Origin of the sequence: Flavobacterium kingsejongi (assembly GCF_003076475.1) — a bacterium.
GTDB classification, from domain to species: domain Bacteria; phylum Bacteroidota; class Bacteroidia; order Flavobacteriales; family Flavobacteriaceae; genus Flavobacterium; species Flavobacterium kingsejongi.
This window is the reverse complement of the sequence record NZ_CP020919.1, coordinates 293,882-320,201: the sequence shown is the minus strand read 5'-3', so window position 1 is coordinate 320,201 and position 26,320 is coordinate 293,882. Positions and strand designations below refer to the sequence as shown.

The window sequence follows — 26,320 nt, the reverse complement described above, 5'->3', positions numbered from 1 at the left end:
TTCTTATATAAGTGATCAAAAGGCTATTAATGTTACAGTTGTCGCAAGGAATTTTTGGAAGCGTCCAAAATCCCGGATGCGATCCATAAAATTTATCAACAGCCATTGCAAATATACTTCTATTCTAAAATTCTTTTAGTTAATTTGCCATTAATATGAGTGTACAGAATCAGGTCGTTTTATCGTTAGGGAGTAATCAGGGCAACAGGCTCGAGAATATTGAAGCCTGTATCCGCATGCTGAACAGGCATACGGGAACAGTAGTAAAAGTATCAAGGTTGTATGAAACGCCTGCGTGGGGTTTTGAAAGCGATGCGTTTTACAATTGTGCTTTGTTGCTGCATACCCATAAACCGGCAGCAGAGCTATTGGCGGAATTGCTTGCTGTAGAGCAACAAATTGGCCGGGTACGTTCGGAAAGCGAAGGCTACCAGGCCCGGATTATTGATATTGATATCATTGCTTGTAATGATACGGTCATCGCAACGGAAACATTGCAGGTACCGCATCCGCAAATGCAAGAACGGCTTTTTGTCCTGCTGCCATTCCAGGACTTGCAATTGCAATGGATCCATCCGGTACTGCATAAAAATGTAAAGGAACTTATTCAGTCGACTGGCGACACAAGCCAGTGTACTATTGTATCGGAGCTGCAGGCACCCATGTCAGGATTTCACCTCGACCGGCTGAACTATATAGCTATTGAAGGGAATATTGGTGCGGGGAAAACCACGCTGGTACACAAGATAGCGGAAGATTTTAATGCGAAAATGGTTTTGGAAGGTTTTGCAGATAATCCATTCCTGCCGAAATTCTACAAAGACCAGAACCGTTATGCTTTTCCGCTGGAAATGTCTTTCCTGGCCGATCGGTACCAACAGTTGTCCAATGACCTGTCACAATTTGATTTGTTCAAGGATTTTATTGTAGCTGATTACCATATTTTTAAATCGCTCATTTTTGCCAAAGTGACTTTGGGTGAAGACGAGTATCGCCTCTACAAAACGCTTTTTGATATCATTTATAAAGAGATGAAGAAGCCGGATCTTTATATTTACCTCTACCAGAATACTGAACGCCTGCTATCGAATATCAAACTTCGCGGCCGTGCTTATGAGCAGGATATTACGGCGGAGTATTTGGATAAAATCAATCGGGGGTATTTGGATTACATCAAATCGCAAACGGACCTGAATGTCCTGGTAATTGATGTTTCCGATAAGGATTTTGTCAAAAACCAGGAAGACTACCTGATGATCCTGGAAGAAATCCAGCGTAAATTATAAGTAAAAGACTTTTTATTGGGCCAGTTGTTGCATTTTCTGGAAGACATCCCAAACGACTATTCCGGCACTTACCGAAATGTTCAGGGAATGTTTGGTGCCCAATTGTGGAATTTCAATTGTCCCGTCACAAAGCTGTATGGCTTTCTGTGCGACACCTTTCACTTCGTTGCCAAACACGAGGGCATACTTCTGTCCTTTTACCGGATTGAAATCCTGCAGGAAAACGGAGTTTTCTACCTGTTCGATGGCTAATACCGTTACGGCTTCTTTTTTCAGGTTCTCAATAACCGTCAAAACATCTTGTTCGTGTTCCCAGGTTACGGTTTCGGTAGCCCCTAAAGCTGTTTTATGGATCTCCTTATTTGGAGGGGTTGCGGTAATGCCACAGAGGTATATTTTTTCGATGAGGAATGCATCTGCCGTACGAAATACCGAACCAATATTGTGAAGGCTCCTGATATCGTCGAGGATGATAATAATAGGTGTTTTGGCTGCTTCCTTAAATTCGTCGGTGTTTTTGCGATCTAATTCGCTATTGGCAAGTTTTCTCATAGTGCAAAAGTAAAAAATCAATACCGCTAATGAAAATGTTTGTGGATTAATAAAAGTAAATTAAATGGACAGACTCTATTCTTGGCTATGGCCATTTTTTTCTACATTTAGTGCGTAAAGTTTTTTAAAGATATGATGCTTAGGACTAATTTTATAAAAACACGTATGAGAAGTTTGCATTTGAAAAATAGCCTCAATAGTATGGGTGTTCTGTTATTGGTGTTTTGCTTTAATTGCCACGCACAACGAACCAAAAAAGATATTTCCCGCGCGGAGGCACAACAGCTAATCATCGCTGAGTTTGCGGAGGGATGTGCCCACAAATACAATTTAAATACCCGCGAATGGCAGGAATGTCTGGATGCTGGATTGCAAAAGGACAGTACGAGTGCCTATTTGTGGCAGCAAAAAGCAATGCCACTTTTCAAAGCCCGGAAATATGAAACCGGAATGGTTTTTATCGATAAGGCCGTGCAGTATGATGCTGATGGGATGCAACCCTACCGGGCCTTTATTAAATGTGTTTTTGCCAAAACCTATCGTGCGGCAATTGTCGATTTCGAAGCTTGTAAAGTCCGTTTGGGGAATCAATATGAAATGGATCATACGTATGATTTTTATATTGGATTGAGCTATCTTCAGCTGAATGAATATGCTAAAGCTGAGGCGATATTTGAAAAAGAAATTGCAGAGCGGGTAGCAAAGCAGAGACCTGATTGGGCGCATCACCTGGATCTGTTTTATTACGGAATTAGTAAATACGAGCAACAACAATGGACAGAAGCCATAACCATTTTGGATCGGGCTTTGGCAGCATATCCTGAATTTTCAGATGCAGCCTATTATAAGGCGGTTTGCCTGCATCGTTTGGGAAAGGCCGAAGAAGCGAAAACTTTGTTTGAGAAAGCCAAGGCTAATGCTGAAAAAGGCTATACGATTAATGAAGACAATGCCGTATATGAATTATATCCATACCAGATCCGATGGAAATAGGTTTCAAAGAACATAAGTTTAGGATGTGTCTGTATTTTTGGTGGCAGGATAAGAGTCATTGGCCGGTTGTTTTTTTGCAAACTCTTTTTTCAACAAATTTCTGTAACTTCGCGTTAGTATATAACAAAGCCTAAAAAATAATATTTTGACTAAAGAATCTACTTCGAAAGCGGGGAAAACTCCAAAGGAAACCCCGTTAATGAAGCAATACAACGATATTAAAAGGAAATATCCGGATGCCTGCCTGCTGTTTAGGGTAGGTGATTTTTATGAGACTTTTGGGGAAGATGCCGTTCGGGCTTCCAAAATTCTTGGAATTGTCCTGACAAAAAGAGGCGCAGGTTCTGAAACCGAAACTGCCTTAGCCGGATTTCCACACCATTCGCTGAATACGTACCTTCCTAAATTGGTGAAAGCCGGACTTCGTGTGGCGATCTGTGACCAGCTGGAAGATCCAAAAATGACCAAAACGATTGTGAAGCGCGGCGTGACGGAATTGGTAACGCCTGGGGTTTCTATGAATGATGAGGTATTGCAGTCCAAGTCGAATAACTTTTTGGCTTCTGTTTATTTTGGTAAAAAAAATATAGGTATTTCGTTTCTGGATGTTTCCACAGGAGAATTCCTGGCTGCCCAGGGGAATGCGGAATATATTGATAAATTATTGCAGAATTTCAGCCCGAGTGAAGTACTGGTGCCTAAGAATGAAAAGGCAAATTTCAAAGCTACTTTTGGCGAGGACCACCATGTATTCTACCTGGAGGACTGGCTTTACAAAGAAGATTATGCTTTGGAGGTCCTAACGGGGCATTTCCAGACCAATTCCCTGAAAGGATTTGGTATTGAGGATTGTCCAGAAGGGATTATTGCTTCCGGTGCGGTATTGTATTACCTGTCCGAAACACAACACAACCGGGTGCAGCACATTACCCATATCCAGCGTATTGCAGAAGATGCATATGTGTGGATGGACCGTTTTACAATCCGGAACCTGGAATTGTACCACAGCTATAATCCGAATGCAGTTACCCTGCTGGATGTTATTGACAGGACGCTTTCGCCTATGGGTGGCCGATTGCTGAAACGCTGGCTGGCTTTGCCGTTGAAAGATGCGGAAAAGATCAAAGGGCGGCACCAGGTGGTGACTTACCTGAAAACAGAAACGGAAGTGTTGCGGGCGGTTCAGTACCAGATCAAGCAAATTTCCGATCTGGAACGACTGATCTCTAAAATTGCAGCTGGAAAAGTAAGTCCAAGAGAGGTGATGTACCTGAAAGATTCGCTGGATGCTATTATCCCAATTAAAACACTGGCGCTGGAAAGTACCAATGCTGCGGTGAAGACAATTGGGGATAGCCTGCACAGTTGTGATCTTTTACGGGAAAAAATAAAAACCACATTGCACCCCGAGGCTCCGGTGTCGGTAAATAAAGGGAATGCTATTGCGCGGGGTATCCATGCAGAGCTCGACGAACTGCGTGATATTTCGAATACCGGAAAAGAATACCTCGATGGGATTGAAAAAAGAGAATCGGAGCGTACTGGTATTTCGTCTTTGAAAATTTCTTTTAATAATGTTTTCGGATATTATATTGAAGTGCGAAACAGCCATAAGGATAAAGTTCCGGCGGAATGGATCCGGAAACAGACCCTGGTGAATGCGGAACGTTATATTACCGAAGAATTAGAAGAATATGAAGCGAAGATCCTTGGGGCGGAAGAAAAAATCCATCAGTTGGAAGTGCAGTTATTCGAACAGTTGGTAAGTTGGATTGGGACGTATATTAAGCCCGTGCAGATTAATGCGAATTTAGTAGCACAACTCGATTGCCTAACATCATTTGCGCAACTGGCGATTGAAAATAACTATGTATGCCCAGAATTGGATGATACTTTTGAACTGGATATTAAAAATGGGCGCCACCCGGTAATTGAAAAACAACTTCCATTGGGTGTGCCATATATTGCGAATGATGTTTTCTTGGATCGGGAAAAACAACAGCTGATCATGATTACCGGACCCAATATGTCCGGTAAGTCGGCTATACTGCGCCAAACAGCGCTGATTGTGCTCCTGGCCCAGATGGGTAGTTTTGTTCCCGCAGATAGCGCAAGAATGGGAATTATCGATAAGATTTTTACCAGGGTAGGAGCTTCTGATAATATTTCGATGGGAGAATCTACATTTATGGTTGAAATGAATGAAACAGCTTCCATCCTGAATAACCTTTCCGACCGAAGTCTGGTGCTTCTGGATGAGATTGGCAGGGGAACGAGTACGTATGATGGAATTTCGATTGCTTGGGCGATTGCAGAATACCTGCATGAGCATCCGGGGCGGCCGAAAACCTTATTTGCGACCCATTACCATGAGCTGAATGAAATGACGGACATCCTGGAGCGTATCCGGAATTATAATGTGTCAGTCAAAGAATTAAAAGACAATGTGCTTTTTATCCGGAAGCTGGTAGAAGGCGGCAGTGCGCATAGTTTTGGTATTCATGTGGCTAAAATGGCCGGCATGCCACAAACGGTAATCCAGAAAGCACAAAAGCTGTTGAAGAAATTAGAGAAGGATCATTCGGGAGAAGCCCTGAACGGAATCCGGCAGGCGAAAGATGAGATGCAGCTTAATATTTTTAATTTAGACGATCCGTTACTGGAAGAAATCAAGGAGGAAATACTCGGTTTGGACATCAATACGCTAACTCCGGTAGAAGCACTGATGAAGCTGAACGAGATCAAAAGGATGCTGGTTAAAAAATAACTGGAATAATCTAAAAATTAAAACTAACGTTATCAGAAGGTTAGGTTTTTTATTGGATTTTTTTCTAAAAAACGTTTGCAGAAGTAAATAAAAGTGCTACATTTGCATCCGCAATACAGCAGTACTGCGACGTTCTTTAGAAGAAAATATGCGAAAATAGCTCAGTTGGTAGAGCGCGACCTTGCCAAGGTCGAGGTCGCGGGTTCGAATCCCGTTTTTCGCTCCATTCGCTCGGATGGTGAAATTGGTAGACACGCTGGACTTAAAATCCAGTGAACAGTAATGTTCGTGCGGGTTCAAGTCCCGCTCTGAGTACAAAAGCCCGTAATTTACGGGCTTTTTTGTTTTTAATACTTTTCAAAACTACAGCAGAATTTTATGGGTGCATTTGTGATCAGCAAAAGAGATAACGGAAAATATAAATTTGAATTCACTTCCAGACGCGGTAAGACGATTTTTCTTAGTCCGAGCTACGAGGATAAGGAAGCGTGTGAAAAGGGCGTAGGGGTCGTTAAAATCAATGCAGAAAACATCGGTTACCTGAAGTTTAAGACGCCAAGTGGGAAGTTCTTTTTTAAATTGGTTTTTGAAAACGAAGTGCTGGCGATCAGCAGGAAATATACTACGGCATTGCGGGTGCAAAAAGGAATAGATGAGGTGGTGCGAAGTGCGTCAGTGGCGGAACTCCTGGATTTTTCTTCCGATGCGATCTTTTTAGATTAAGAAAAAGATGTGGTGCTGATTTAATGCAGCTTTATTATAGTGTCAATCTTTCTGGATTTTATATCCTGGAAAGGTTGATTTTTTTTGTGGTATTGATTTGGGAAATACCGATTTTAGGCCTTTTGAAAAAAGTGATATAAATAAAAAAGCCACGCAATGCGTGGCTTAGTGTACTTACTTACTAAATATTAGTGAGCTGGTGCAGCTGGTGTAGCAGCTGGAGTCTCAGTAGTAGTAGTAGTTTCTGTAACAACTGTAGTGTCAGCAGCAACTGGTGCTACTTCTTCAGCTGGAGTTTCAACTGTAGTTTCTTCAACTGCAGGCTCAGTAGCAGCATCTTTACAAGAAACGAATGCCATAGTAGCAACAAGTGCTAAGCTTAATACAACTTTTTTCATCTTACTAAATTATAAAGGTTAATTATTAATTCGAGGCAAAGATATACAATTTTTGATATGTTTAAAAAAATCTAATGTTTTTTTTAAATATTTTTTTTCGACCAAAAATCCTTTGTAAATCAAGGCTTTACAGCGTTTTTCATCACCGTAAAAAAATCTGTTAGGCTCTAAATTGCTTTGTAATTATGTTTTCCTTACAAATTTTAGGCTTTGAGCAGCATAAAAACAGAAATTTTCTTTATTTTTTTGTTATTTGACAATCTTCATTTCGTCCACCAAATGTTTCGCACCGGCATATTTGTCTATAATGAACAATACATAACGGATGTCAACCATAATATTTCTGCAAATAGCAGGGTCATAGTAGATATCGCTCATAGTACCTTCCCATACGCGGTCAAAATTAAGGCCGATAAGATTTCCTTTGGCATCAATAGCAGGGCTACCGGAATTTCCTCCTGTAGTGTGGTTAGTGCCTATGAAGCAAACCGGCATTTTTCCTTTCATGTCATAAGGGCCGTAATCTTTGGTATTGTAGAGGTCAATTAATTTTTGTGGTACATCGAATTCATAGTCGCCCGGGATATACTTTTCCATGACGCCATCCAAATACGTACCGTAGCCATAAGATACTGCGTCAGCAGGCTCATATCCTTTTACTTTTCCGTAAGTAACACGTAGTGTACTGTTGGCGTCCGGGAAGATGCGTGCGTCTTTAGGGCTAAGTTCTAAGATGCCTTTCATGTAAGTGCGTTGCAGCGCAGAAATCTTTAAATTGATTTCGTCGTATTTCGGATTTACATTTTTAAGGTAGGCTTCTGCCAATACTTTTACTAATTGGTAACCTTTGTCTTTGTTTAATTTTGCAATTACCGCTTTTGGATTTCCGGTTAACAGGCTTTCCATGCCTTTGTAGCTTGTAAGGTCAGATTGGCTGTAGATCTCCGCGGTCATTTTCTTATAGTCCTTTTTCAGGATTTGTTCCGGAAGGAATTGTTGTGGAGATTTTGTTGCGTACAGTTCTATTAACTGTTCAAAAACTTTCTCGTCTACATTTTTATTGAAATCCTTATACGTTTCTTTCAGGTTTTCCAGCGTATTGTTTTTACGGTCTGTGAACGATTGTTCGCCTTTGCTGTTGTATACCTGTTCCAGTTGGAACAGTTTGTAGCCAATGCTTAATAATTCGGTATTTCTCAGTACTACTTCCATAAAATAATCTCTGCTTAATGCATAAGGCGCTATTTCAGTATAGTTTTTTTGGAAGTCTTCGAATAGTTGTCCGTATTCCTCTTCTTTATGTGCTTTCTGAACCTGATCGAGGAAGTTCTTTTCAAATTTTTGCTTTACTTCAATCGCATTCGATTTTTTTAATCCCTGAGTTTCACCAATCCATTTTTTCCAATAGTTGGCAATGCTGGCATATTTAGAAGCGTATTGAATTTTGATAGCGTTGTCTTTTCGCATAAAACCATCCGCTACTTTTAATGCGCGATCGCGTACTTCAATTTTGGCTGGGTTCAGGCTGTTTACAATTTGTTCGACAGCAATAGAAGGAAGGTATTCTGTGGTTCTTCCAGGATATCCAAATACCAAGGTAAAGTCATCCTCTTCAATTCCTTTCAGGGAAACCGGGAAGAAATGTTTCGGGGTGTAGGGTACATTGTCCTTAGAATATTCTGCAGGCCTGTTGTTTTTATCGGCATAGATGCGGAATAATGAAAAATCTCCGGTATGTCTTGGCCATACCCAGTTGTCGGTATCCGATCCGAATTTACCAATAGAGGAAGGTGGTGCTCCTACCAAACGTACATCCTTATAACTTTCGATTACGAAAAGAATATACTGGTTGCCTTCATAAAAAGTACGGATCCTGTTTTCCTGCCATGCTTCTTTTGGAAGTGTATTGGTCAGGGAAGCGATATTGCTGGCAATTTTCTTTTGTTTTTCTGCTTCTGAAGTTAAAGAAGTAGTACCGTCCAAAACTTTGGCAGACACATCTTCAATTTTTACAATGAAGGTCACTTCCAATCCCGGGTTTGGCAATTCTTCTGCCTGGTTCATCGCCCAGAATCCATTGGTCAGGTAGTCGTGTTCTACTGTGGAGTGGGATTGAATTTCGCCGAATCCACAATGGTGGTTGGTAAGCAAAAGCCCTTTTGAAGAAATAACCTCAGAAGTACAACCGCCATTAAATTGTGGTACAGCATCTTTGAGGCTCGATTTATTTACATCGTAAATATCGGAAGCTGACATTTTCATGCCCAAACTCTTCATTTCTTTTTCGTTCATCCCTTTTAGCAAAGAAGGGATCCACATGCCACCTTGTTGTGCGGCCATTGGCAGGGCAAACAATAGTACAAGCAGTTTTAAAAATTTCATATCAGTCAATTTAAGTTTAATAAAAAATTACGCGCGATTGCGAAATCGTTGGCAAGATACAATTTTCGATTAAAAAAATTGCGGTATTGGTGGTGTTCCGGCCCGAAGAAATTTAATACTGTAAGAATTCAAATCATTTCATTCGGGCAGGTAGAAGTTGTATCAGAGAATGAATTTCATCAGCTTTCTGTTGTGTACCGTGAAGTCTTTGGATAAGTAAAGTTGTTGTGCATTCTGGTTGTGTCCCTCGACTTCAAGGTAAATGATTTTTAGGGAAAGGTTTCGGGCTTCCGACTGTATAAAATCAACGGCCGCTTTTCCGATGCCTTTTCCACGGGCTTTTTCAGAAAGATATAATTCATCCAGAAAAGCAATTGTGCCTTTGTATTCAAAACTGAATATAAAAGTCAGGATGATATACCCGACCACTTCGTTATCGAAATAAATAAGCCATGCTCTACCGAGGTGTTCATTTTCTAAAAACTCCAGGAACAGGGCCTTGGAAATGGCAACGTCAATAGGGTAATTGTCAATGGCATAAAAATCCTGCATCATCGGAACAATTGTTTCAATATCGGCGCTTTCTAAAGGTTGGAATGTGATCATAGTAAGGAGAGATTAATCGTTTTCCGGGCAAATGTGATTTATAATGATAGCGGTGGCATTTTGATTCATCTGTACAAATGTGCTGCAGATGTGTCCTTTTTCATAACGTACGTCTTCATTTTGAAGCAATAGATCGAAGGCTTCGTTCAGTTCTTTTTGGGTGTTGATACTGGTACACCCACCCATGTGTACTAAGGCTTCTGCCTCGGCAAAATGGCTGTAGTTGGGGCCAATTACAATTGGAATGCCAAATGCGGCTGGTTCCAGAATATTATGGATACCCGGGTTTCCGAATCCCCCTCCCACATAGGCAATATCTGCATACGCATAAATCTTAGTCAGTATCCCTACAGTATCGATGACGAAAACATCAAAATCAGCCAGGTTTTTATTTTTCATTTCAGAAAAGAAAACCACTTTTTTTCGGATACTTTTATTGAGTTCGTGTAATTGTTCTGGCTTGATATTGTGCGGGGCGATGATGAATTTTACAGCTGAAGTAGCGGAATTGATATAAGTGCTCAGCAATAATTCATCCTTAGGCCAGGAACTCCCTACGACAATTACAGGCTTACTGCCTTTGAATTTCGCAATAAAATTCAAAGTGTTGTCCCGTTTTAAAATCCCGGAGACGCGATCGAAACGCGTATCGCCACTTATTTTTACGTTTTGATAACCAATTTTTTGCAATAATAACTTCGATGATTCGTTTTGTACAAAGAAATAATTAAAGGCTTTTAGGGCATTTCTGTAAAATCCACCATACCACTTGAAAAAGGATTGCGTTTTCCTGAAAATACCGGAAATAAGGTAAGTGGGAATACCTGATTTTTTGAGTTCATTGAGGTAGTTGGGCCAGTATTCATATTTGATAAAAAAAGCCATTTCGGGATGTGCCAGTTTCAGGAATTGTTTGGCATTGCTGTGGGTGTCCAGGGGAAGGTAAACCACCACATCGGCAATGGCTGCATTTTTACGCACTTCATATCCTGAGGGTGAGAAAAAAGTAAGTATGATTTTGTGGTCGGGGAATTTCTTTTTCATTTTTTCCATTACAGGAAGGCCCTGTTCGTATTCGCCAAGCGAAGCAGCATGAAACCATATCGTTTTGTCGGAAGGCTTTATTCTATGGGCTAACGCCCTGAAAACAGTTTTTCGGCCGTCTACGAAAAGTTTTATTTTTGGACTGAAAAAAGCAACGATTTTCAATAGAAAACCAGCTGTGATTACCAGTAGATTATAGACATAAAGCATAACATATATTTTGAATGGCTAAAATACGTTAGTTTGTAGGAATTTCATTGGTCGTGGACCAATTTATTAGTAATTTTGCCTGTTTTAAATTTTTATTTAGATGAAAAAAATACAAATGGTTGACCTGAAAGGGCAATACGAAAATATAAAAGAAACGGTTAATCATTCCATCCAAAATGTATTGGATACGAATGCTTATATTAATGGGCCTGAGGTTCATAAATTCCAGGCTTCCCTGGAGCAATACCTCGATGCCAAGCATGTAATCCCATGTGCTAATGGTACTGATGCGTTGCAAATTGCCATGATGGGACTCAACTTAAAGCCAGGCGATGAAGTAATTACGGCCGATTTTACTTTTGCTGCGACGGTGGAAGTGATTGCACTGCTGCAATTGACTCCGGTATTGGTAGATGTAGAAGAAGATACTTTTAATATCTCCATAGCTGCAATAGAAAAAGCCATTACGCCCAAAACAAAAGCGATAGTGCCGGTACACCTCTTTGGACAGGCGGCTAATATGGAAGCAATCATGCAATTGGCGGAGGCGCATAACCTATATGTGATTGAAGACAATGCACAGGCTATTGGAGCCAATTACAAATGGGCCGATGGTACTAAAACGAAAGCTGGGGTAATTGGTCATGTTGCTTCTACTTCTTTCTTTCCTTCTAAGAATTTAGGTTGTTATGGGGACGGTGGGGCTATTTTTACGAATGATGATGAATTGGCACATACTTTAAGAGGGGTTGTAAATCATGGGATGTATGAACGGTACCACCATGATGTTGTTGGGGTCAATTCCCGTTTGGATAGTATTCAGGCAGCTGTCCTGAACGCAAAATTACCACTTCTGGATACTTATAATGATGCACGCCAGGCTGCTGCTGCACAATATTCCGCTGCACTGGCCGGACATAAAAATATTATCACTCCTTTTATTGCTGGAGATAAAGACAGCCATGTCTTCCATCAGTATACCCTCAGGATTGTGGACGCTGATCGCAATGGATTAATGCAACATTTACTGGATAAAGGCATTCCATGTGCAATCTATTACCCAATTCCTTTACACAGCCAGAAAGCCTATCGCGATGAACGTTATAAAGAATCCGATTTCCCAGTGACCAACCAATTGGTAAAAGAAGTACTTTCTTTACCGATGCATACGGAACTGGATGAGGAGCAAATCAAGTTTATTACGGATGCTATTTTGGATTTTTTAAAATAGGCGTATCGATAGTGTAAAATGTTTTTAATTAAGAATCAGTAGATTAGTATAATATGAAAATAGTTGTAACAGGTGGTTTAGGATTTATAGGGTCACATACCGTTGTGGAACTTCAGAATGAAGGCTTCGAAGTTGTAATAATAGACAATCTTTCCAATGCTTCAGAAGAAGTACTAAAAGGTATTGCCGCCATTACAGGGAAAGAACCGGTATTTGAAAATGTTGACCTAAGAGAGAAAGCTGTTGTTGCGGATTTTTTTCAAAGATATACTGATATTGGAGGAGTAATTCACTTTGCTGCTTCCAAAGCGGTAGGGGAAAGCGTAAAAGATCCTTTATTGTACTATGAAAACAACCTGACTACATTAATCTATCTGTTACAGCATTTGCAGAAAAAAGAACGGATGAATTTTATTTTCAGTTCTTCTTGTACCGTATACGGACAAGCTGCGTCAATGCCTATTACAGAAAACGCACCGATACAGCCAGCCTCTTCCCCTTATGGGAATACCAAACAAATTGGAGAGGAAATTATTATGGATATTGCTAATGTTTCCAATATCAATTCAATATTATTGCGTTACTTTAATCCGATTGGTGCGCATCCTTCTGCCTATATCGGTGAGTTGCCTAATGGGGTTCCCCAAAACCTGGTGCCTTTTATCACCCAGACCGGAATGGGATTGCGGAAAGAGCTTGCTGTTTTCGGATCGGATTATCCTACTTCTGATGGTACCTGTGTCCGGGATTACATTCATGTAATGGATTTAGCGAAGGCTCATGTTGTAGCATTACAGCGTCTTATTGATGGGAATAATACAGAAAAAGTAGAAACGTTTAATATTGGTACCGGAACGGGAAGTACTGTATTGGAGGTCATTCATGCATTTGAAAAAGCCAGCGGTCAAAAATTACCTTATAGATTGACTGAACGAAGGGATGGTGATGTTATCGAGGCCTTTGCGGATACCGAAAAAGCCAATACGGTTTTAGGATGGCAGGCGTTATATTCATTACAGGATGCTATGGACGATGCCTGGAAATGGGAACAGAAAATCAGACAAGTGACAGTATAAAAAAATCCCCGTAAATTATTTACGGGGATTTTTTTGTTTTATAATTATTGCTTATGCTGAGAAAGTAGCTGCATTTTTATCAATTTTACCGACTAATCCAATCAGGACTTTACCAGGTCCTACTTCGGTAAATGAAGTCGCGCCATCCGCGATCATTTGTTGTACCGATTGCGTCCATCGAACGGGAGCCGTAAGTTGTGTGATCAGGTTTTTTTTGATTTCTGCAGGATCAGATACTGCAGCTGCCGTTACATTTTGATATACCGGACAAAGGGGTTCTGAAAATGCAGTATTTTCAATAGCTGTTGCCAGTTCTTCCCTTGCAGGCTCCATCATAGGAGAGTGGAAAGCACCTCCTACAGGAAGAATCAGGGCACGTTTGGCTCCTGCTGCTTTCATCGCTTCACAGGCTTTTTCTACTGCAGATGTTTCACCGGAAATTACAAGCTGCCCCGGACAGTTATAATTTGCAGCGACTACAATACCATCAATAGAAGCACATACCTCTTCCACAATTTTGTCCTCCAGGCCTAAAACTGCCGCCATAGTAGAAGGTTTAATTTCACAGGCTTTTTGCATGGCCAATGCTCTTTTTGAGACTAATGTTAGTCCATCTTCAAAAGATAATGTCCCATTGGCTACCAGTGCTGAAAATTCACCCAGTGAATGACCGGCTACCATTTCAGGCTTAAAGTCTTCACCTAATGTCTTAGCAAGTATTACCGAATGTAGGAATACTGCTGGCTGGGTTACTTTTGTTTCTTTCAGGGCTTCGGCAGTGCCTTCAAACATAATATCGGTAATCCTGAATCCTAAAATAGTATTGGCTTTTTCAAATAGCTCTTTTGCCAATGCGGAGTTTTCGTATAAATCTTTCCCCATTCCGGTGAATTGAGCTCCCTGGCCCGGGAATATGTATGCTTTCATAAGTGTTCTTTAAAAATTGAATCGGGTACAAAAATAACCTTTTTTTGGAATTTTATTTCAAAATTATTATCCCTTTGGCTGTAACAATTTATCAATTTAATGACTTATATGGTAATCACTTTTATTTACTATGAAAAAAATTACCATTGTTGTAGTGCTTTTTGTTCTTGCATTTCTACTGTTTTATTTTGTGCAGCCTGTTTTGAATTTCGGTTTTATGGGTTTGCCATTTGTGTTGTTTCTTCTGGCTGTTGTAGCCATTGTGCTAAGCTTTAAGCTGGAATTTTCGGATCAGTATAAAAAAGTAAAAGTGTTGTCCAAACCCAATCGTTTATTGGTGATCACGGCATTTTTGATTTTTGCTTACATGACCCTGGGACCATTATTGACGAGCTTGCCCGTTTTTCGTAATAAAGCTTACAGGGCGTTGATTGGAAAAGTGGAAAACGGGAATAAATTGTCCAATCATATGGCGCCTATTTCCCTCGATGAAATCCGGGTCGTGGATGAAAGTCTTGCCATGTTGCTGGGAGAAAAAATCCTGGGATCGCAACCTGCTTTGGGGAGCCAGGTAGAAATTGGGGAATTTACCATTCAAAAAGTAAATAATGAATTGTATTGGGTTGCTCCTTTACTGCATACCGGTTTTTTTAAATGGATCAGTAATACCGAAGGTACATCGGGTTATGTTATGGTTTCTGCTACGAATGAAAGAGATGTGAAATTAATCCAGCATGTGGATGGAAAACCCATACGGATCAAATACCAGCCTGCAGCTTTTTTTAATGAAGAAATTGAACGGTATGTTTATCTGAACGGTTATAGTACTACTGGCCTGGCTGATTATAACTTTGAAATTGATGATGCCGGAATACCTTATTGGATTGTTACCCGATATAAAAAGGAAATTGGTTTTGCGGGAAATGATGCTACAGGAATACTGACGGTAAATGCCCAAACCGGAGAGATTAAAGAATATGGTGTTGCCGATACGCCGCTTTGGGTCGATCGTATACAGCCCATTAGCTTTATCGAGTCTCAGTTGAATGACTGGGGAGAATATGTACATGGATTCTGGAATTTCTCCAATGAAAATAAATTGCAGATTACGGAAGGGCTAACGCTGGTATATGGAGAAAATCATAAATCCTATTGGTATACCGGACTGTCGTCTGTTGGGAAAGAAGAATCGACTGTAGGATTTGTCCTGGTGGATACACGTACAAAAGAAACTACGTATTACAAGCAAAGTGGGGCAACGGAATTTGCAGCCCAAAGTTCCGCACAGGGTAAAGTCCAGGAAAAAGGTTATTATGCCTCGTTACCGATTCCGTATATTATCAACAATATACCGACTTATGTGATGACATTAAAAGATGATGGTGGGCTGGTAAAGATGTTTGCGATGGTTGATATTAGTGACTATACTATTGTTGGAGTTGGTAATACCATGCGGGAAACGCTCATGGCTTATAAAAACGTATATAATATGGCAGATAATGGAATTAATCCGGAAAGTATTACTTCCAAAAAGACCGTCAATTCCATAGTAACACGAATAGGAATTGATGTCAAAAACGGAAATAGCTTTTATTATTTTACGGTAAAAGACTACCCGAATGTTTTTGTCGGCTCTTCGCAATTGTCGAATGAATTACCGGTAACAAGGGTAGGGGATAGTGTTCGGATTGCTTTTGATGTCGATTTGGAACAGGTGATTGATGTGTCTACTTTTGATAACCGGAATATCACCAAATAAATCCGGTATACAAAAAATAAAATCCCCTGAAACCAGATCATTCAGGGGATTTTTAATATTGACTGATCTCAGAGGAACAGCCACAAACAAAACAAACTACTTATTATAATACAAAATAGGTGTTTTTGACCGGAACAATATGTTGAGCTTCGGCTAAAGAATTAGCTTCTTCTGCAAATTCATCGCGGTACTCATTCACCATTTGCATTAGGTTTCTCTCAATATTATTCGCAATAGCAGTAACCGGAGTATCCGTTGGTCTGTTTTCAAATGGATCCTGTAAATGGATGGCCATTTTTTCAATCAGGAAAAATGCTGCTGCCATAGTAGTCACCAAGGGAACCTGCAGCCATCCGAGGTAATCGATAAGGCCAAATGGCAACATTAGGATGAAGAGGCAAAGCGTGAATCGGATGTACATACTGTAGGTAGTTGGGAAAATGGTATTTTTAATACGCTCGCATTTTCCCATAGAATCACATAGGCGTGTAATGGTATTGTCAATTTCTACCTGTTGGTATACATTTATTTTTCCACTCAAAGTCGCTTTGGTCAATTCTTTGGCATGCAACGATAAAATGGCATTCGGTACGTGCTTGTGTTTCTTTACAAAACGCAATTCTTCTTCCTGTAATAGATGTTTTATTGGTTTTATAGGGTCTTTGTCCCGTAACGATTGTCCAAGGCTATAACACCAGGAGGCTTGTCGGCGTGCAAAATTTTCTTTGAAGTTATTTGCTTCTACCGAAAAATCAGGGTCTTTGTAGAAAGAGATTACCTGACGGATCAGCGTTCGGGAATCATTTACAATAGCGCCCCATACAATTCGGGCTTCCCACCAGCGATCATAAGCCTGATTGGATTTGAAAGCCAGTAGCAAAGAGATAATCGTACCTATAATAGTAGGTAGCGCGATGGGAATATTAATAGAAATGGTCTGGTAATATTGATGGATCAACGAAAAAGTAGTCGCATAGATGATCACCAGTAACAGTTCAACTTTTATTTTTCCCAGGACATATTTCATGGGTATTTTCTTTTTCAGTAGCATAGTGTGTGGAATTAAATTCAGAAATCGTTTTAATCTTGTAAGGATTAGATAGCTTCTTCATATAAGGAAAGCACAGGTAATCCAAGAGATAAGTGTGAGGTGTTGCCTTCTTTTCGGCGTAATTTTATTTTTTCCGGTTTCCGGGTTTCAATCAGGATATCGATATTGTTTTTTGATATCGCTTCAGTAAGCATAGGATTTAGTGCTTCAGCGCTGAGTTCGTTGTGAACTTTGGCCTGGCTTACGATCCGGAAGGAAAATTGCTCCTTTACCAACGATTGTAAATCTTCGACCTGTATCCGGGAGGAAGTATGTTCTAAATACAGTGCCTTATTAAAATCCTGGTAGGTCTCACTCGTGCCCAGGTGTAATATGGGGCATTTGGAATTCAAAAGAAGTTGCAGCAGGTAACTGTGCATTTTATTCTGGGAAGTTTTATAGCTGGGGGCTAATATGGTCAGCCCAATAGAAAAATGCTCTGTCAGATTACGCAGTAGCGGAGCCGAAATACCATATTGATTGTGGACTTTCAGCGTGCAGTTTTTGAATTCTGCAGCGATCGACCTGCAGTTTTGGAGTACTTTTGCTTGTGAAGGAGCAAGTTCATGTTTCATTTTCCGAAGCATATAAGCACTGGAATACGATTCTGGAACTTCTGATACCAGCAGTAATATGATGTCACATTTTTTACCTCCGGAATAGCCAGCGGCAGTTTTAACGGCGCTGATCGTATCCTGTTGTAGCTGTGTGGGGATGAGTATGTTTTTCATAAGTATAATCGTATTGATTTTATACTTACAAAAGAACTACTGCAATCTAATAGGGAACTTAAACTAAAATTAAAATATTCTAAGAATTAAGATTAGAATTTCTAATGTTGTTTTTCTTAAATACTATTGTGACTACAGTTCCTTTGTCCGGTTCTGACTGGATGAGGAGTTCGCCATCATGCATGCGGATGATTTTCATGGCCAATGGTAGTCCAAGTCCATATCCAGTATACTTAGACGCTTTTTTACCCCTGAAAAAGGGTTCGTAGAGGTATGGGATATCTTCCGGGGGTATTCCAATACCAATATCGGTAATTAGAATTTTAATGGTGGAGCGGTCAGCGGTGAGGGTTACAAAAACTTCATTGTTGTCAGAATACTTGACGCCATTTGTAATAATATTGGTCAGGGCAAGTTCCAGTAAAGGGCGATTACACGGAATCATTAATAGTGAATCATCTTCTGGAATATTGTTCAACTTGATGGTGACGCGATTATTGGGATACAATTTGTCCAAATCACATTTGGCTTCCATTAATAATTCATCCATACGGGCAATATCCAATACCTGTTTTTTGCCATCATAACCGGTTTGGGTAAGTTTTAGCATGCTTTCTGTAAGATTGCCCAGGCGGGAAGCCTGCGTATGGATATTCTGCAGCGTTGTAATGTATTCTGAAGTCTCCCGTTCTTTAAGGAGCATAATTTCAGTTTCTGCGATGATAGTGGTGATTGGGGTTTTTAATTCATGCGAGGCATTATTGATGAAATTAGCCTGTATCTCGAACGAAGTTTCCAATCGGTCCAGCATATCATTAAAGGTACGGTTAAGGTCGGAAATTTCATCAGAACTGTCCGTGTACGGAAGCCGGTTGTTGAGGTTGGAAGCGCTAATGCGTTTTACCTCATTTGTAATCCGTGATACAGGATTGATTACCCGGCGTGCCAGGAAACTACCAAACAGATAGGCTAATAGTATGAATCCTAATCCGCCAAAAACGAGAATGCGGGTGATGTAAATTGTACTTACATCGCCACGGCGGTCTTTGGCCGTTATAATCACCATATATTCCTGGTCTGCTTCTTTGAAAACCTGGGCATAGTAATATTTGTGGTCTTTTTCGATCCACCCGGTACCGCTTTTCATTACGCCACTGTAAAATTCAGGAGGAAGGCTCAGGCTGGTATTGTATTCAAAGGTATTGGTACCGCTGATTTTAAGTACAAAATCATTCTCGTCAACAAGTTCTTCCAGGCCATTTTTCTTCAGTTCCCGATAGTAGCGTGCTTTTTCAGGATCATTTTGGTAATGGATGGAGGCCACGATTTTAGCACGGTCTTCCAGTCTTTTCAGGAAATAATATTGATTGTTTTTTCGGAACAGGAAAAAAACCACAAGGCACAATAGCAGTGTACTCAAGCTGGAAAGCCCGATATAGGTAATGGTTATTTTTTTTCTGATTTGCATATATTAAGGCTTGATGGTGTAGCCTAATCCTTTTATGGTATGAATGAGCTTTTGCTCGTAAGGTTTATCGATCTTTTTACGGAGGTAATTGATATAGACGTCAATGACATTTGTATTCATGTCAAAATTAATATCCCAGACATTGTCTAAAATCTGTTCCCGCGATAAGATAATCCCTGAATTTTTAGCGAGGTAATACAGTAGTTTAAATTCTTTTGCCGTAAGAAGAATGGTATCGCCGCTGCGTTGTACCGATTTTGTTTTTCGGTTGATGACCAGGTCATCGATTGTGATGGTATCCTGTTGTTTGTGTTCCTGGCCGGCACGACGTGCGAGTGCATTGACCCGTGCATCGAGTTCTGAAAACTTGAATGGCTTGACCATGTAGTCATCAGCGCCGGAATTGAGGCCATTGACGATATTTTCGGTGCTTCCTAATGCAGTGAGCAAGAGGACAGGTACGAAATTTTTGGCAGCCCTTAGCCGTCTGCAGATTTCGATGCCATTGATATCCGGTAACATGATATCCAGGATGATCACATCAAAAGGATGGGCGGCAATCATATCCAGTCCTGTCGTACCATCCATCGCAGCACTAACCTCATGGTTGTTCTCCGAAAAACCTTTTCGGATTATCGACAAAAGATGGGGTTCGTCTTCTATGATTAATAATTTCATGGGTGGCTGTTCTATTGGCAGTACTGCAAAAATACTGATAGAATTTTAAAAAAGAAACACGCTATGATTTAATTATGAAAATGATAGGATTTAGCAGTTTAAAAAACCGATTTGCAACAAAAAAGAAAAGCGGTTTATGAAAACCGCTTTTATATAGGAATTATGGATGTACGGTGACCAGCTTCGCAGCTGCTTTTGCTTTCTCGATAACGGATTCTATAGGTGTTTCGAGTGACTCTGTGACCAAAGCAACGCCCATCCTGCGGTAGGGCCTTGAAGTAGGCTTGCCGAAAATTCTGAAATCGGTTTTTGGAAGTGCAGCTATTTTTTCAATTCCGCTGTAGGTAGGCGCTGTACTGTCTGCAGTAGCGGCAATTACAGCACTGGCTCCTGCTTTTTCTAAAGTGATTTCCGCAATTGGCAGGCTTAAGATAGCCCGGAGGTGTAGCTCAAATTCATTGAAGTTTTGAGTGTTGGCCAATGTAACCATACCGGTATCGTGAGGTCTTGGCGATAATTCGGAGAAATAAACCCCATCATCGGCTAAGAAAAATTCCACACCAAATAGGCCTGCGCCACCCAATGCTTCCGTTACTTTTTCGGCCATATCCTGTGCTTCAAAAAGATCCTTATCGGAAACCCGTGCCGGTTGCCAGCTTTCCTGGTAATCGCCACGTTCCTGACGGTGACCAATTGGGGCACAAAACAGGGTAGGTTGGTTATTTTGGGTCACTGTAAGCAGCGTTATTTCGGAATTGAATTTTACGAATGCTTCCACGATTAACTCAACCACATCACCACGGGATCCTGCCACAGCATAGTCCCAGGCTTTTGCAATATCTTCAGTTGTTTTTATGGTAGATTGCCCTTTTCCGGAAGATGACATTAAAGGTTTAACCACGCACGGCATCCCTACTATGGCAACAGCTTCCTGTAGTGTTTCCGCTGAGGTCGCATAACGGTAGTTGGCCGTTTTTAATCCCAGCTCCTGAGCGGCAAGATCGCGTATGGCTTTCCGGTTCATGGTAAAATTTGCTGCTTTGGCCGAAGGAACAACAACGATACCCTGTTTTTCATACTCATAAAAGCGTTCCGTCCGTATCGCTTCAATTTCAGGTACAATAAAATCGGGTTGGTGTTTTGCTATGACAGCGTCCAGTGCGGCACCATCCATCATATTGATGACTTCAAATCCGTGGGCAACCTGCATGGCAGGAGCGTTTTCATAGCTGTCCACTGCGATAACGGTTTGCCCGATGCGCTGTGCGGCAATCACAAATTCTTTTCCGAGTTCTCCGGAACCGAGTAATACTATTTTTGACATTGTAGTGTTGCGTTTTTTGACCGTATTATTGCTAATACTGTTTACTATTAAAAAAGCCCCAAGAAAAACTTGGGGCAGTATTTTTTAAGCCAGGGCTTCTTTGATTCTTTTGAGTGCTTCTGTCAGCTGTTCTTCGCTGGTGGCATAGGAGAAACGGATACAGTCAGGGTTTCCAAATGCATCTCCGGTCACTGTAGCGACATTAGCTTCAGATAAAAGGTACATGGAGAAGTCATCAGCATTTTTGATCTCTGTGCCACGTAACGTCTTTCCGAAGAAAGAAGAAACGTCCGGGAATACATAAAAAGCACCTTCCGGTACATTAATTTTTAATCCGGGGATCGCTTTGATCAATCCTACTACTAAATCCCTTCTTTTATGGAAGGCTTCCACCATGTGGTGTAGTACTTTCGGATCGGCATCTACCGCTGCAATAGTAGCGCGCTGTGCAATAGAATTGGCACCACTCGTTACCTGTCCCTGCATTTTAGTACAGGCTTTTGCAATAAATTCTGGTGCTCCAATATAACCTATTCTCCAGCCTGTCATAGCAAAAGCCTTGGCAACACCATTAACGGTGATGGTTCTTTCGAACATTCCCGGGATGGAAGCGATGCTGCAAAAAGTCCCTGAGAAATTTATGTGCTCATAGATCTCATCAGCAACCACATAAATATTGGGATGCTTTGCCAAAACTTCAGCTAAAGCAGTTAACTCTTCACGGCTGTATACAGAACCACTTGGATTACAAGGAGAGCTGTACCAGATCATTTTTGTTTTTGGGGTAATGGCTTTTTCCAGTTGTGCAGCGGTGATTTTAAAATCAGTATCTACGCTTGTAGCTACCTCAACAGGAATACCACCGGACATTTTGATGATTTCAAAATAACTTACCCAGTAAGGAGCAGGAAGGATTACTTCGTCTCCTTCATTTAGCATCACTTGTGCAATATTGTATAAAGACTGTTTTGCACCTGTAGAAACTACTACGTTTGCCGGAGTATAGTCTAAATTATTATCTCTTTTGAATTTTCGACAAATGGCTTCTTTTAGGTCAGCATAACCATCTACAGGAGAATAGGTGCTGTAATTTTCGTCAATTGCTTTTTTTGCGGCTTCTTTTATGAAATCGGGAGTATTAAAATCGGGTTCTCCCAAGCTTAAACTGATAATATCTTTTCCCTGTGCTTTTAATTCTCTTGCCAATGCTGCCATAGCCAGGGTTTGAGAAGTAGATAAATTGTTAATTCTATCCGATAATTGGTTCATTGTATGTATTTAATGTTTGTAGTTATTTTAGTTTGGTTAAACGGTAAGTGCCGGATTCATGCCTAATTCTTTCAGGTGCTTGAAGTGCGCAATTACAGCCCCTCTCATAGTATCAAACTCATGGTAAGGCAAATTACACTCTTTGGCTGTCGCTTTTACGATCTCTGCAATTTTGCCATAATGCACATGGCTGATGTTTGGGAAAATATGGTGCTCAATCTGATGATTTAAGCCTCCGGTAAACCAATTTACAATCTTATTTTTAGGGGCAAAATTAGCGGTAGTATACAATTGGTGAATGGCCCACGTATTTTCAATCTCTCCATTTTCATCTGGAATAGGATTGGTAGTGTCTTCTACCACATGCGCCAATTGGAAAACAATGCTCAGGATCAAGCCCGCGGTATAGTGCATGATAAAGAAGCCCAGTAAAACTTTCCACCATGCAATTCCGATAATCATAGGAAGAACTAACCAGATTGAAATATAGATGACTTTAGTAATCACCAATACGGTCCATAAACGCGCTGGGCTTTGAGGTTCTCCGTACGATAATTTTCGTTTCAGGTAACTTTTCATTTGTTTGAAATCCGTAGTGATCGCCCAGTTAAATGTCAGCAATCCATACAGGAATACGGAATAATAATGCTGGAATTTGTGAAATCGATACCATTGCGCTTCTTTGGTGAAACGGATAATCCTACCGGCATCAAGATCTTCATCATGGCCGTGGATGTTAGTATACGTATGATGAAGCACGTTGTGCTGAACCTGCCAATTGTATACATTTCCTGCCAGGATATAAATGCTTCCGCCCATAAATTTATTCAGCCAGGAACGATTCGAATAGGAGCCGTGGTTCCCATCATGCATTACGTTCATTCCCACTCCCGCCATTCCCACCCCGATAACAATCGAAAGTAAAAGGTACAGCCAAACCGGAAGATTAAGGGTCAATATTAAAAAATAAGGCGTAAGGAAAATGGTAAACATTACAATCGCTTTGAGGTGTAGTTTCCAGTTTCCGGTTTTTTGTATGTTATTTTCTTTAAAGTAGTTATTTACGCGGGTATTCAGAGTTCGAAAGAACTTTAGAGTATCCTGCCTTGAAAAGGTGGGTGCATTATTCATATAATCATTCTAAATTAGAGATTCAAAGATAAAAATTTATTAACTATATAAACGTGGAAAATCATTAAAAATTTCATTCCCAAAATGATTACTTTTGTGAAAATTTAAAAAATGGAAGAAATCCTTACGCATTTTCCTAACCTGTCTGATAATCAGAAAGAACAGTTTCAAAAACTAAAAGAATTATATGAGGATTGGAATGCGAAAATTAATGTAATATCCCGAAAGGATATAGAGGAGTTATATACGAAGCATGTACTTCATTCTCTGGCGATTGCAAAAGTGCAACCCTTTGAGCCCGGGACTTTTATACTGGATGTGGGCACTGGTGGTGGTTTCCCCGGAATCCCGCTTGCCATTCTATTTCCAGAGACCCGATTTTACCTGATTGATGTAATTGCAAAAAAGATAAAAGTGGTTGAGGCAGTTGCTGAAGCGCTGGAGCTTAAAAATGTAAAAGCAGAACAAATTCGTGCAGAAAATGTAAAAGGCGACTTTGATTTTATTGTCAGTCGTGCAGTGACCAACATGCCGGATTTTGTGTTATGGGTGAAAACCAAAATTAAAAAACAGCAAAAACATGCATTGAAAAATGGAATTTTATACCTCAAAGGCGGTGATCTGACCGAAGAATTGCAGGATTTTCCAAAAGCAACAGAATATAATATAGCTGATTTTTTCAGCAATGAGTTTTTTGAAACTAAAAAAGTCGTGTACCTTCCATTGAAGTTCAAGGCGTAAGATTTTGGATAGTAAAAAAGAAAGCCGGACTAACTTTGTGTTAGTCCGGCTTTTTATATAGACCGTAACGGAATATTATTTCTCTTCTGATAAAAATGGATACCTGTAGTCCTCTGCAGGAATAAAAGTTTCTTTAATGGTACGGGCAGAAACCCAACGCATTAAGTTTAATGCAGAACCTGCCTTGTCATTAGTGCCTGATCCTCTTGCACCGCCAAAAGGCTGCATGCCCACAATAGCTCCGGTAGGTTTGTCATTGATGTAGAAGTTACCTGCAGCATTTTCCAAAACGGTAGTAGCCTCCTGGATAGCATAACGATCCTGGCTGAAAATAGCTCCGGTTAATGCGTATTCTGAAGTTTCATCAACTAAGTGAAGTGTTTCGTTCCATTTAGCATCTTCATATACGAAAATGGTCATAACAGGCCCGAACAATTCTTCTTTCATGGTGATATAATGTGGATTGGATGTTACGATAACCGTAGGCTCAATAAAGTAACCAACAGATTTGTCATAATTTCCTCCAACGATGATTTCAGCATCTGTATCTTTTTTAGCCTGGTCGATAAAACGGGCCAATTTGTCAAATGATCCTTCGTGGATAACAGCAGTAACGAAATTACCAAAGTCTTCCGGAGATCCCATTTTAAAGGATTTAACATCAGCAATGACCTGCTCTTTTACAGTGTTCCAGATGCTTTGTGGGATATAAGCTCTAGAAGCAGCAGAACATTTTTGTCCCTGGAATTCAAAAGCGCCACGAACAATTCCTGTAGCCACTTGTTTTGGATTGGCGCTTGGGTGTGCTACGATAAAATCTTTTCCGCCAGTTTCTCCTACGATACGAGGATAGGTTTTGTAGATTCCAATGTTAGCACCAATTTTTGTCCAGATATCACGGAATACACCGGTAGATCCTGTAAAGTGGATTCCTGCAAAATCAGGGCTGTCCAAAAGGGTATCAGTAATCATTTTAGCATCTCCTAAAACAACATTGATTACTCCGGCAGGAACTCCTGCTTCTTTGAAAACATCGATGATTACTTTTGCCGAATAAATCTGGCTGAAACTTGGTTTCCATACCACCACATTTCCCATTAAAGCAGCACTTGCAGGAAGGTTACCCGCAATAGCCGTAAAGTTGAATGGTGTTACTGCATAGACAAAACCTTCCAATGGACGATATTCCACACGGTTCCACATAGTAGCGTCCGATTTTGGCTGATCGTTATAGATTTGGGTCATGAAAGCTACGTTGAAACGCAGGAAGTCAATAAGTTCACATGCAGAATCAATTTCTGCCTGATGGATATTTTTGGATTGGCCAATCATAGTGGCCGCATTGATTTTTGCACGGTAAGGGCCTGCAATTAATTCAGCCGCTTTCAGGAAAATTGCTGCTCTTTGCTCCCAGTGTAAAGCTGCCCATTTTTTACGCGCTTCCAAAGCACTTGAGATCGCTTTCTCAACATGGGCTTTTTCTGCTAAATGGTACGTTCCAACCACATGTTTGTGATCATGAGGAGACGTCAGGTTTTTAGTCGTTCCGGTTTTTATTTCTTCGCTTCCGATATAAAGAGGGACTTCAATTTGTGAATTCCACATGGCTTTATATGCTTCTTGAACCGCTTTTCTTTCCGGGCTATTAGGGGCGTACGTTTTTACCGGTTCATTGATAGGTGTAGGTACGTGAAAAATTCCTTTTGGCATGACGATTTATTTTTAATGAATAATCAATTTTTTGCGCTGCAAAGATACAAAATGTAACGGGATATTATAGGATATTAAGGATTTGATAACTATTACAACTTCAAGGCGGTATAAAATAATAAAAATGGAATTTACAGGGATTTTTTTGTCTTTTTGATTCTTGGTGGTATTGCTGTTAAAACGTTAAACTTCTTACAATTGCTTTTTGAATGTATCGATCGGAT

Annotated in this window: 22 protein-coding genes and 2 tRNA genes; 10 read left to right on the top strand and 14 right to left on the bottom strand. The window is 40.4% G+C overall.

Annotated features, from left to right (window positions below; genetic code table 11):
* The first annotated feature begins 155 nt into the window (after window positions 1-155).
* On the top strand, window positions 156-1,286 hold the full coding sequence (gene folK / locus FK004_RS01490; protein ID WP_108735647.1) for a 2-amino-4-hydroxy-6-hydroxymethyldihydropteridine diphosphokinase: 1,131 nt from the start codon (window positions 156-158) through the stop codon (window positions 1,284-1,286).
* A 12-nt stretch (window positions 1,287-1,298) separates the two neighbouring features.
* Here folK and FK004_RS01485 read toward each other — a convergent pair whose 3' ends face one another.
* Window positions 1,299-1,838: an RNA methyltransferase gene (locus FK004_RS01485; protein WP_108735646.1), complete on the bottom strand. Its 540-nt coding sequence runs from the start codon at window positions 1,836-1,838 to the stop codon at window positions 1,299-1,301.
* A gap of 165 nt (window positions 1,839-2,003) precedes the next feature.
* Here FK004_RS01485 and FK004_RS01480 point away from each other — a divergent pair, with 165 nt between their 5' ends.
* From FK004_RS01480 to FK004_RS01460, 5 genes are all read left to right on the top strand, one after another.
* Window positions 2,004-2,831: a tetratricopeptide repeat protein gene (locus FK004_RS01480; protein WP_227871655.1), complete on the top strand. Its 828-nt coding sequence runs from the start codon at window positions 2,004-2,006 to the stop codon at window positions 2,829-2,831.
* Between the two features lie 199 nt (window positions 2,832-3,030).
* Window positions 3,031-5,598 (top strand): DNA mismatch repair protein MutS, encoded by a 2,568-nt coding sequence (gene mutS / locus FK004_RS01475; protein ID WP_108738714.1) that lies wholly within the window; start codon window positions 3,031-3,033, stop codon window positions 5,596-5,598.
* Between the two features lie 150 nt (window positions 5,599-5,748).
* Window positions 5,749-5,824 (top strand) — tRNA-Gly (locus tag FK004_RS01470).
* Window positions 5,825-5,827: 3 nt separating this feature from the next.
* A tRNA-Leu gene (locus FK004_RS01465) sits at window positions 5,828-5,913 on the top strand.
* A 63-nt stretch (window positions 5,914-5,976) separates the two neighbouring features.
* Window positions 5,977-6,321, top strand: a complete 345-nt coding sequence (locus FK004_RS01460; protein WP_108735644.1) for a YegP family protein — start codon at window positions 5,977-5,979, stop codon at window positions 6,319-6,321.
* 188 nt (window positions 6,322-6,509) lie between these two features.
* Here FK004_RS01460 and FK004_RS01455 read toward each other — a convergent pair whose 3' ends face one another.
* The 4 genes from FK004_RS01455 to FK004_RS01440 all read right to left on the bottom strand — a co-directional run bounded on the left by FK004_RS01455 (window position 6,510) and on the right by FK004_RS01440 (window position 10,961).
* Window positions 6,510-6,719, bottom strand: coding sequence for a hypothetical protein (locus FK004_RS01455; RefSeq protein ID WP_108735643.1), 210 nt, complete (start codon window positions 6,717-6,719; stop codon window positions 6,510-6,512).
* Window positions 6,720-6,968: 249 nt separating this feature from the next.
* Window positions 6,969-9,101: a S46 family peptidase gene (locus tag FK004_RS01450; RefSeq protein ID WP_108735642.1), complete on the bottom strand. Its 2,133-nt coding sequence runs from the start codon at window positions 9,099-9,101 to the stop codon at window positions 6,969-6,971.
* A gap of 162 nt (window positions 9,102-9,263) precedes the next feature.
* Window positions 9,264-9,707 carry a GNAT family N-acetyltransferase gene (locus tag FK004_RS01445; protein WP_227871654.1) on the bottom strand — a complete coding sequence of 148 codons (444 nt, stop codon included), beginning with the start codon at window positions 9,705-9,707 and terminating at the stop codon, window positions 9,264-9,266.
* Between the two features lie 12 nt (window positions 9,708-9,719).
* Window positions 9,720-10,961, bottom strand: a complete 1,242-nt coding sequence (locus tag FK004_RS01440) for a 3-deoxy-D-manno-octulosonic acid transferase (RefSeq protein ID WP_108735641.1) — start codon at window positions 10,959-10,961, stop codon at window positions 9,720-9,722.
* A 100-nt stretch (window positions 10,962-11,061) separates the two neighbouring features.
* Between FK004_RS01440 and FK004_RS01435 the strand changes: the two genes are divergently transcribed.
* Both FK004_RS01435 and galE read left to right on the top strand, forming a co-directional pair.
* On the top strand, window positions 11,062-12,192 hold the full coding sequence (locus tag FK004_RS01435; RefSeq protein WP_108735640.1) for a DegT/DnrJ/EryC1/StrS family aminotransferase: 1,131 nt from the start codon (window positions 11,062-11,064) through the stop codon (window positions 12,190-12,192).
* Window positions 12,193-12,245: 53 nt separating this feature from the next.
* The gene (gene galE, locus FK004_RS01430) at window positions 12,246-13,268 is read left to right on the top strand and encodes a UDP-glucose 4-epimerase GalE (protein ID WP_108735639.1); all 1,023 of its coding nucleotides are present in this window, start codon (window positions 12,246-12,248) and stop codon (window positions 13,266-13,268) included.
* A 51-nt stretch (window positions 13,269-13,319) separates the two neighbouring features.
* On the opposite strand, the gene fabD is transcribed toward galE, so the two are convergent.
* Window positions 13,320-14,195 (bottom strand): ACP S-malonyltransferase, encoded by an 876-nt coding sequence (gene fabD, locus FK004_RS01425; protein ID WP_108735638.1) that lies wholly within the window; start codon window positions 14,193-14,195, stop codon window positions 13,320-13,322.
* A 130-nt stretch (window positions 14,196-14,325) separates the two neighbouring features.
* On the opposite strand from fabD, the gene FK004_RS01420 reads away from it, so the two are divergent.
* Window positions 14,326-15,954, top strand: coding sequence for a hypothetical protein (locus FK004_RS01420; protein ID WP_108735637.1), 1,629 nt, complete (start codon window positions 14,326-14,328; stop codon window positions 15,952-15,954).
* Between the two features lie 103 nt (window positions 15,955-16,057).
* Here the strand turns inward: FK004_RS01420 and FK004_RS01415 are convergent, their stop codons facing one another.
* From FK004_RS01415 to FK004_RS01385, 7 genes are all read right to left on the bottom strand, one after another.
* Window positions 16,058-16,981 (bottom strand): bestrophin family protein, encoded by a 924-nt coding sequence (locus FK004_RS01415; protein WP_227871653.1) that lies wholly within the window; start codon window positions 16,979-16,981, stop codon window positions 16,058-16,060.
* 68 nt (window positions 16,982-17,049) lie between these two features.
* Complete coding sequence (locus tag FK004_RS01410; RefSeq protein ID WP_108735635.1) at window positions 17,050-17,775, bottom strand: hypothetical protein; 726 nt, start codon at window positions 17,773-17,775, stop codon at window positions 17,050-17,052.
* Window positions 17,776-17,854: 79 nt separating this feature from the next.
* Window positions 17,855-19,243, bottom strand: a complete 1,389-nt coding sequence (locus FK004_RS01405; RefSeq protein ID WP_108735634.1) for a HAMP domain-containing sensor histidine kinase — start codon at window positions 19,241-19,243, stop codon at window positions 17,855-17,857.
* A 3-nt stretch (window positions 19,244-19,246) separates the two neighbouring features.
* A complete protein-coding gene (locus tag FK004_RS01400) occupies window positions 19,247-19,921 on the bottom strand; it encodes a response regulator transcription factor (RefSeq protein WP_108735633.1) in 675 nt (224 codons plus the stop codon).
* 160 nt (window positions 19,922-20,081) lie between these two features.
* Entirely contained in the window at window positions 20,082-21,245 is a 1,164-nt protein-coding gene (gene purT, locus FK004_RS01395; protein ID WP_108735632.1) for a formate-dependent phosphoribosylglycinamide formyltransferase, read from the bottom strand.
* 84 nt (window positions 21,246-21,329) lie between these two features.
* Window positions 21,330-22,514 (bottom strand): pyridoxal phosphate-dependent aminotransferase, encoded by a 1,185-nt coding sequence (locus FK004_RS01390; RefSeq protein WP_108735631.1) that lies wholly within the window; start codon window positions 22,512-22,514, stop codon window positions 21,330-21,332.
* A 36-nt stretch (window positions 22,515-22,550) separates the two neighbouring features.
* Complete coding sequence (locus FK004_RS01385; protein WP_108735630.1) at window positions 22,551-23,645, bottom strand: fatty acid desaturase family protein; 1,095 nt, start codon at window positions 23,643-23,645, stop codon at window positions 22,551-22,553.
* Between the two features lie 111 nt (window positions 23,646-23,756).
* On the opposite strand from FK004_RS01385, the gene rsmG reads away from it, so the two are divergent.
* Window positions 23,757-24,386 carry a 16S rRNA (guanine(527)-N(7))-methyltransferase RsmG gene (gene rsmG, locus FK004_RS01380; protein ID WP_108735629.1) on the top strand — a complete coding sequence of 210 codons (630 nt, stop codon included), beginning with the start codon at window positions 23,757-23,759 and terminating at the stop codon, window positions 24,384-24,386.
* Between the two features lie 75 nt (window positions 24,387-24,461).
* Here the strand turns inward: rsmG and pruA are convergent, their stop codons facing one another.
* The gene (gene pruA, locus FK004_RS01375; protein ID WP_108735628.1) at window positions 24,462-26,096 is read right to left on the bottom strand and encodes an L-glutamate gamma-semialdehyde dehydrogenase; all 1,635 of its coding nucleotides are present in this window, start codon (window positions 26,094-26,096) and stop codon (window positions 24,462-24,464) included.
* Between the last annotated feature and the right edge of the window lie 224 nt (window positions 26,097-26,320).

Coding starts and splice junctions, on each gene's coding strand:
- purT (WP_108735632.1), bottom strand. CDS start 21,245: ATGTCAAAAATAGTATTACTCGGTTCCGGAGAACTCGGAAAAGAATTT.
- FK004_RS01450 (WP_108735642.1), bottom strand. CDS start 9,101: ATGAAATTTTTAAAACTGCTTGTACTATTGTTTGCCCTGCCAATGGCC.
- fabD (WP_108735638.1), bottom strand. CDS start 14,195: ATGAAAGCATACATATTCCCGGGCCAGGGAGCTCAATTCACCGGAATG.
- FK004_RS01415 (WP_227871653.1), bottom strand. CDS start 16,981: ATGAAATATGTCCTGGGAAAAATAAAAGTTGAACTGTTACTGGTGATC.
- FK004_RS01460 (WP_108735644.1), top strand. CDS start 5,977: ATGGGTGCATTTGTGATCAGCAAAAGAGATAACGGAAAATATAAATTT.
- FK004_RS01455 (WP_108735643.1), bottom strand. CDS start 6,719: ATGAAAAAAGTTGTATTAAGCTTAGCACTTGTTGCTACTATGGCATTC.
- FK004_RS01435 (WP_108735640.1), top strand. CDS start 11,062: ATGAAAAAAATACAAATGGTTGACCTGAAAGGGCAATACGAAAATATA.
- FK004_RS01400 (WP_108735633.1), bottom strand. CDS start 19,921: ATGAAATTATTAATCATAGAAGACGAACCCCATCTTTTGTCGATAATC.
- FK004_RS01440 (WP_108735641.1), bottom strand. CDS start 10,961: ATGCTTTATGTCTATAATCTACTGGTAATCACAGCTGGTTTTCTATTG.
- galE (WP_108735639.1), top strand. CDS start 12,246: ATGAAAATAGTTGTAACAGGTGGTTTAGGATTTATAGGGTCACATACC.
- FK004_RS01410 (WP_108735635.1), bottom strand. CDS start 17,775: ATGAAAAACATACTCATCCCCACACAGCTACAACAGGATACGATCAGC.
- pruA (WP_108735628.1), bottom strand. CDS start 26,096: ATGCCAAAAGGAATTTTTCACGTACCTACACCTATCAATGAACCGGTA.
- rsmG (WP_108735629.1), top strand. CDS start 23,757: ATGGAAGAAATCCTTACGCATTTTCCTAACCTGTCTGATAATCAGAAA.
- FK004_RS01420 (WP_108735637.1), top strand. CDS start 14,326: ATGAAAAAAATTACCATTGTTGTAGTGCTTTTTGTTCTTGCATTTCTA.
- FK004_RS01480 (WP_227871655.1), top strand. CDS start 2,004: ATGAGAAGTTTGCATTTGAAAAATAGCCTCAATAGTATGGGTGTTCTG.
- FK004_RS01405 (WP_108735634.1), bottom strand. CDS start 19,243: ATGCAAATCAGAAAAAAAATAACCATTACCTATATCGGGCTTTCCAGC.
- FK004_RS01445 (WP_227871654.1), bottom strand. CDS start 9,707: ATGATCACATTCCAACCTTTAGAAAGCGCCGATATTGAAACAATTGTT.
- FK004_RS01390 (WP_108735631.1), bottom strand. CDS start 22,514: ATGAACCAATTATCGGATAGAATTAACAATTTATCTACTTCTCAAACC.
- folK (WP_108735647.1), top strand. CDS start 156: ATGAGTGTACAGAATCAGGTCGTTTTATCGTTAGGGAGTAATCAGGGC.
- mutS (WP_108738714.1), top strand. CDS start 3,031: ATGAAGCAATACAACGATATTAAAAGGAAATATCCGGATGCCTGCCTG.
- FK004_RS01485 (WP_108735646.1), bottom strand. CDS start 1,838: ATGAGAAAACTTGCCAATAGCGAATTAGATCGCAAAAACACCGACGAA.
- FK004_RS01385 (WP_108735630.1), bottom strand. CDS start 23,645: ATGAATAATGCACCCACCTTTTCAAGGCAGGATACTCTAAAGTTCTTT.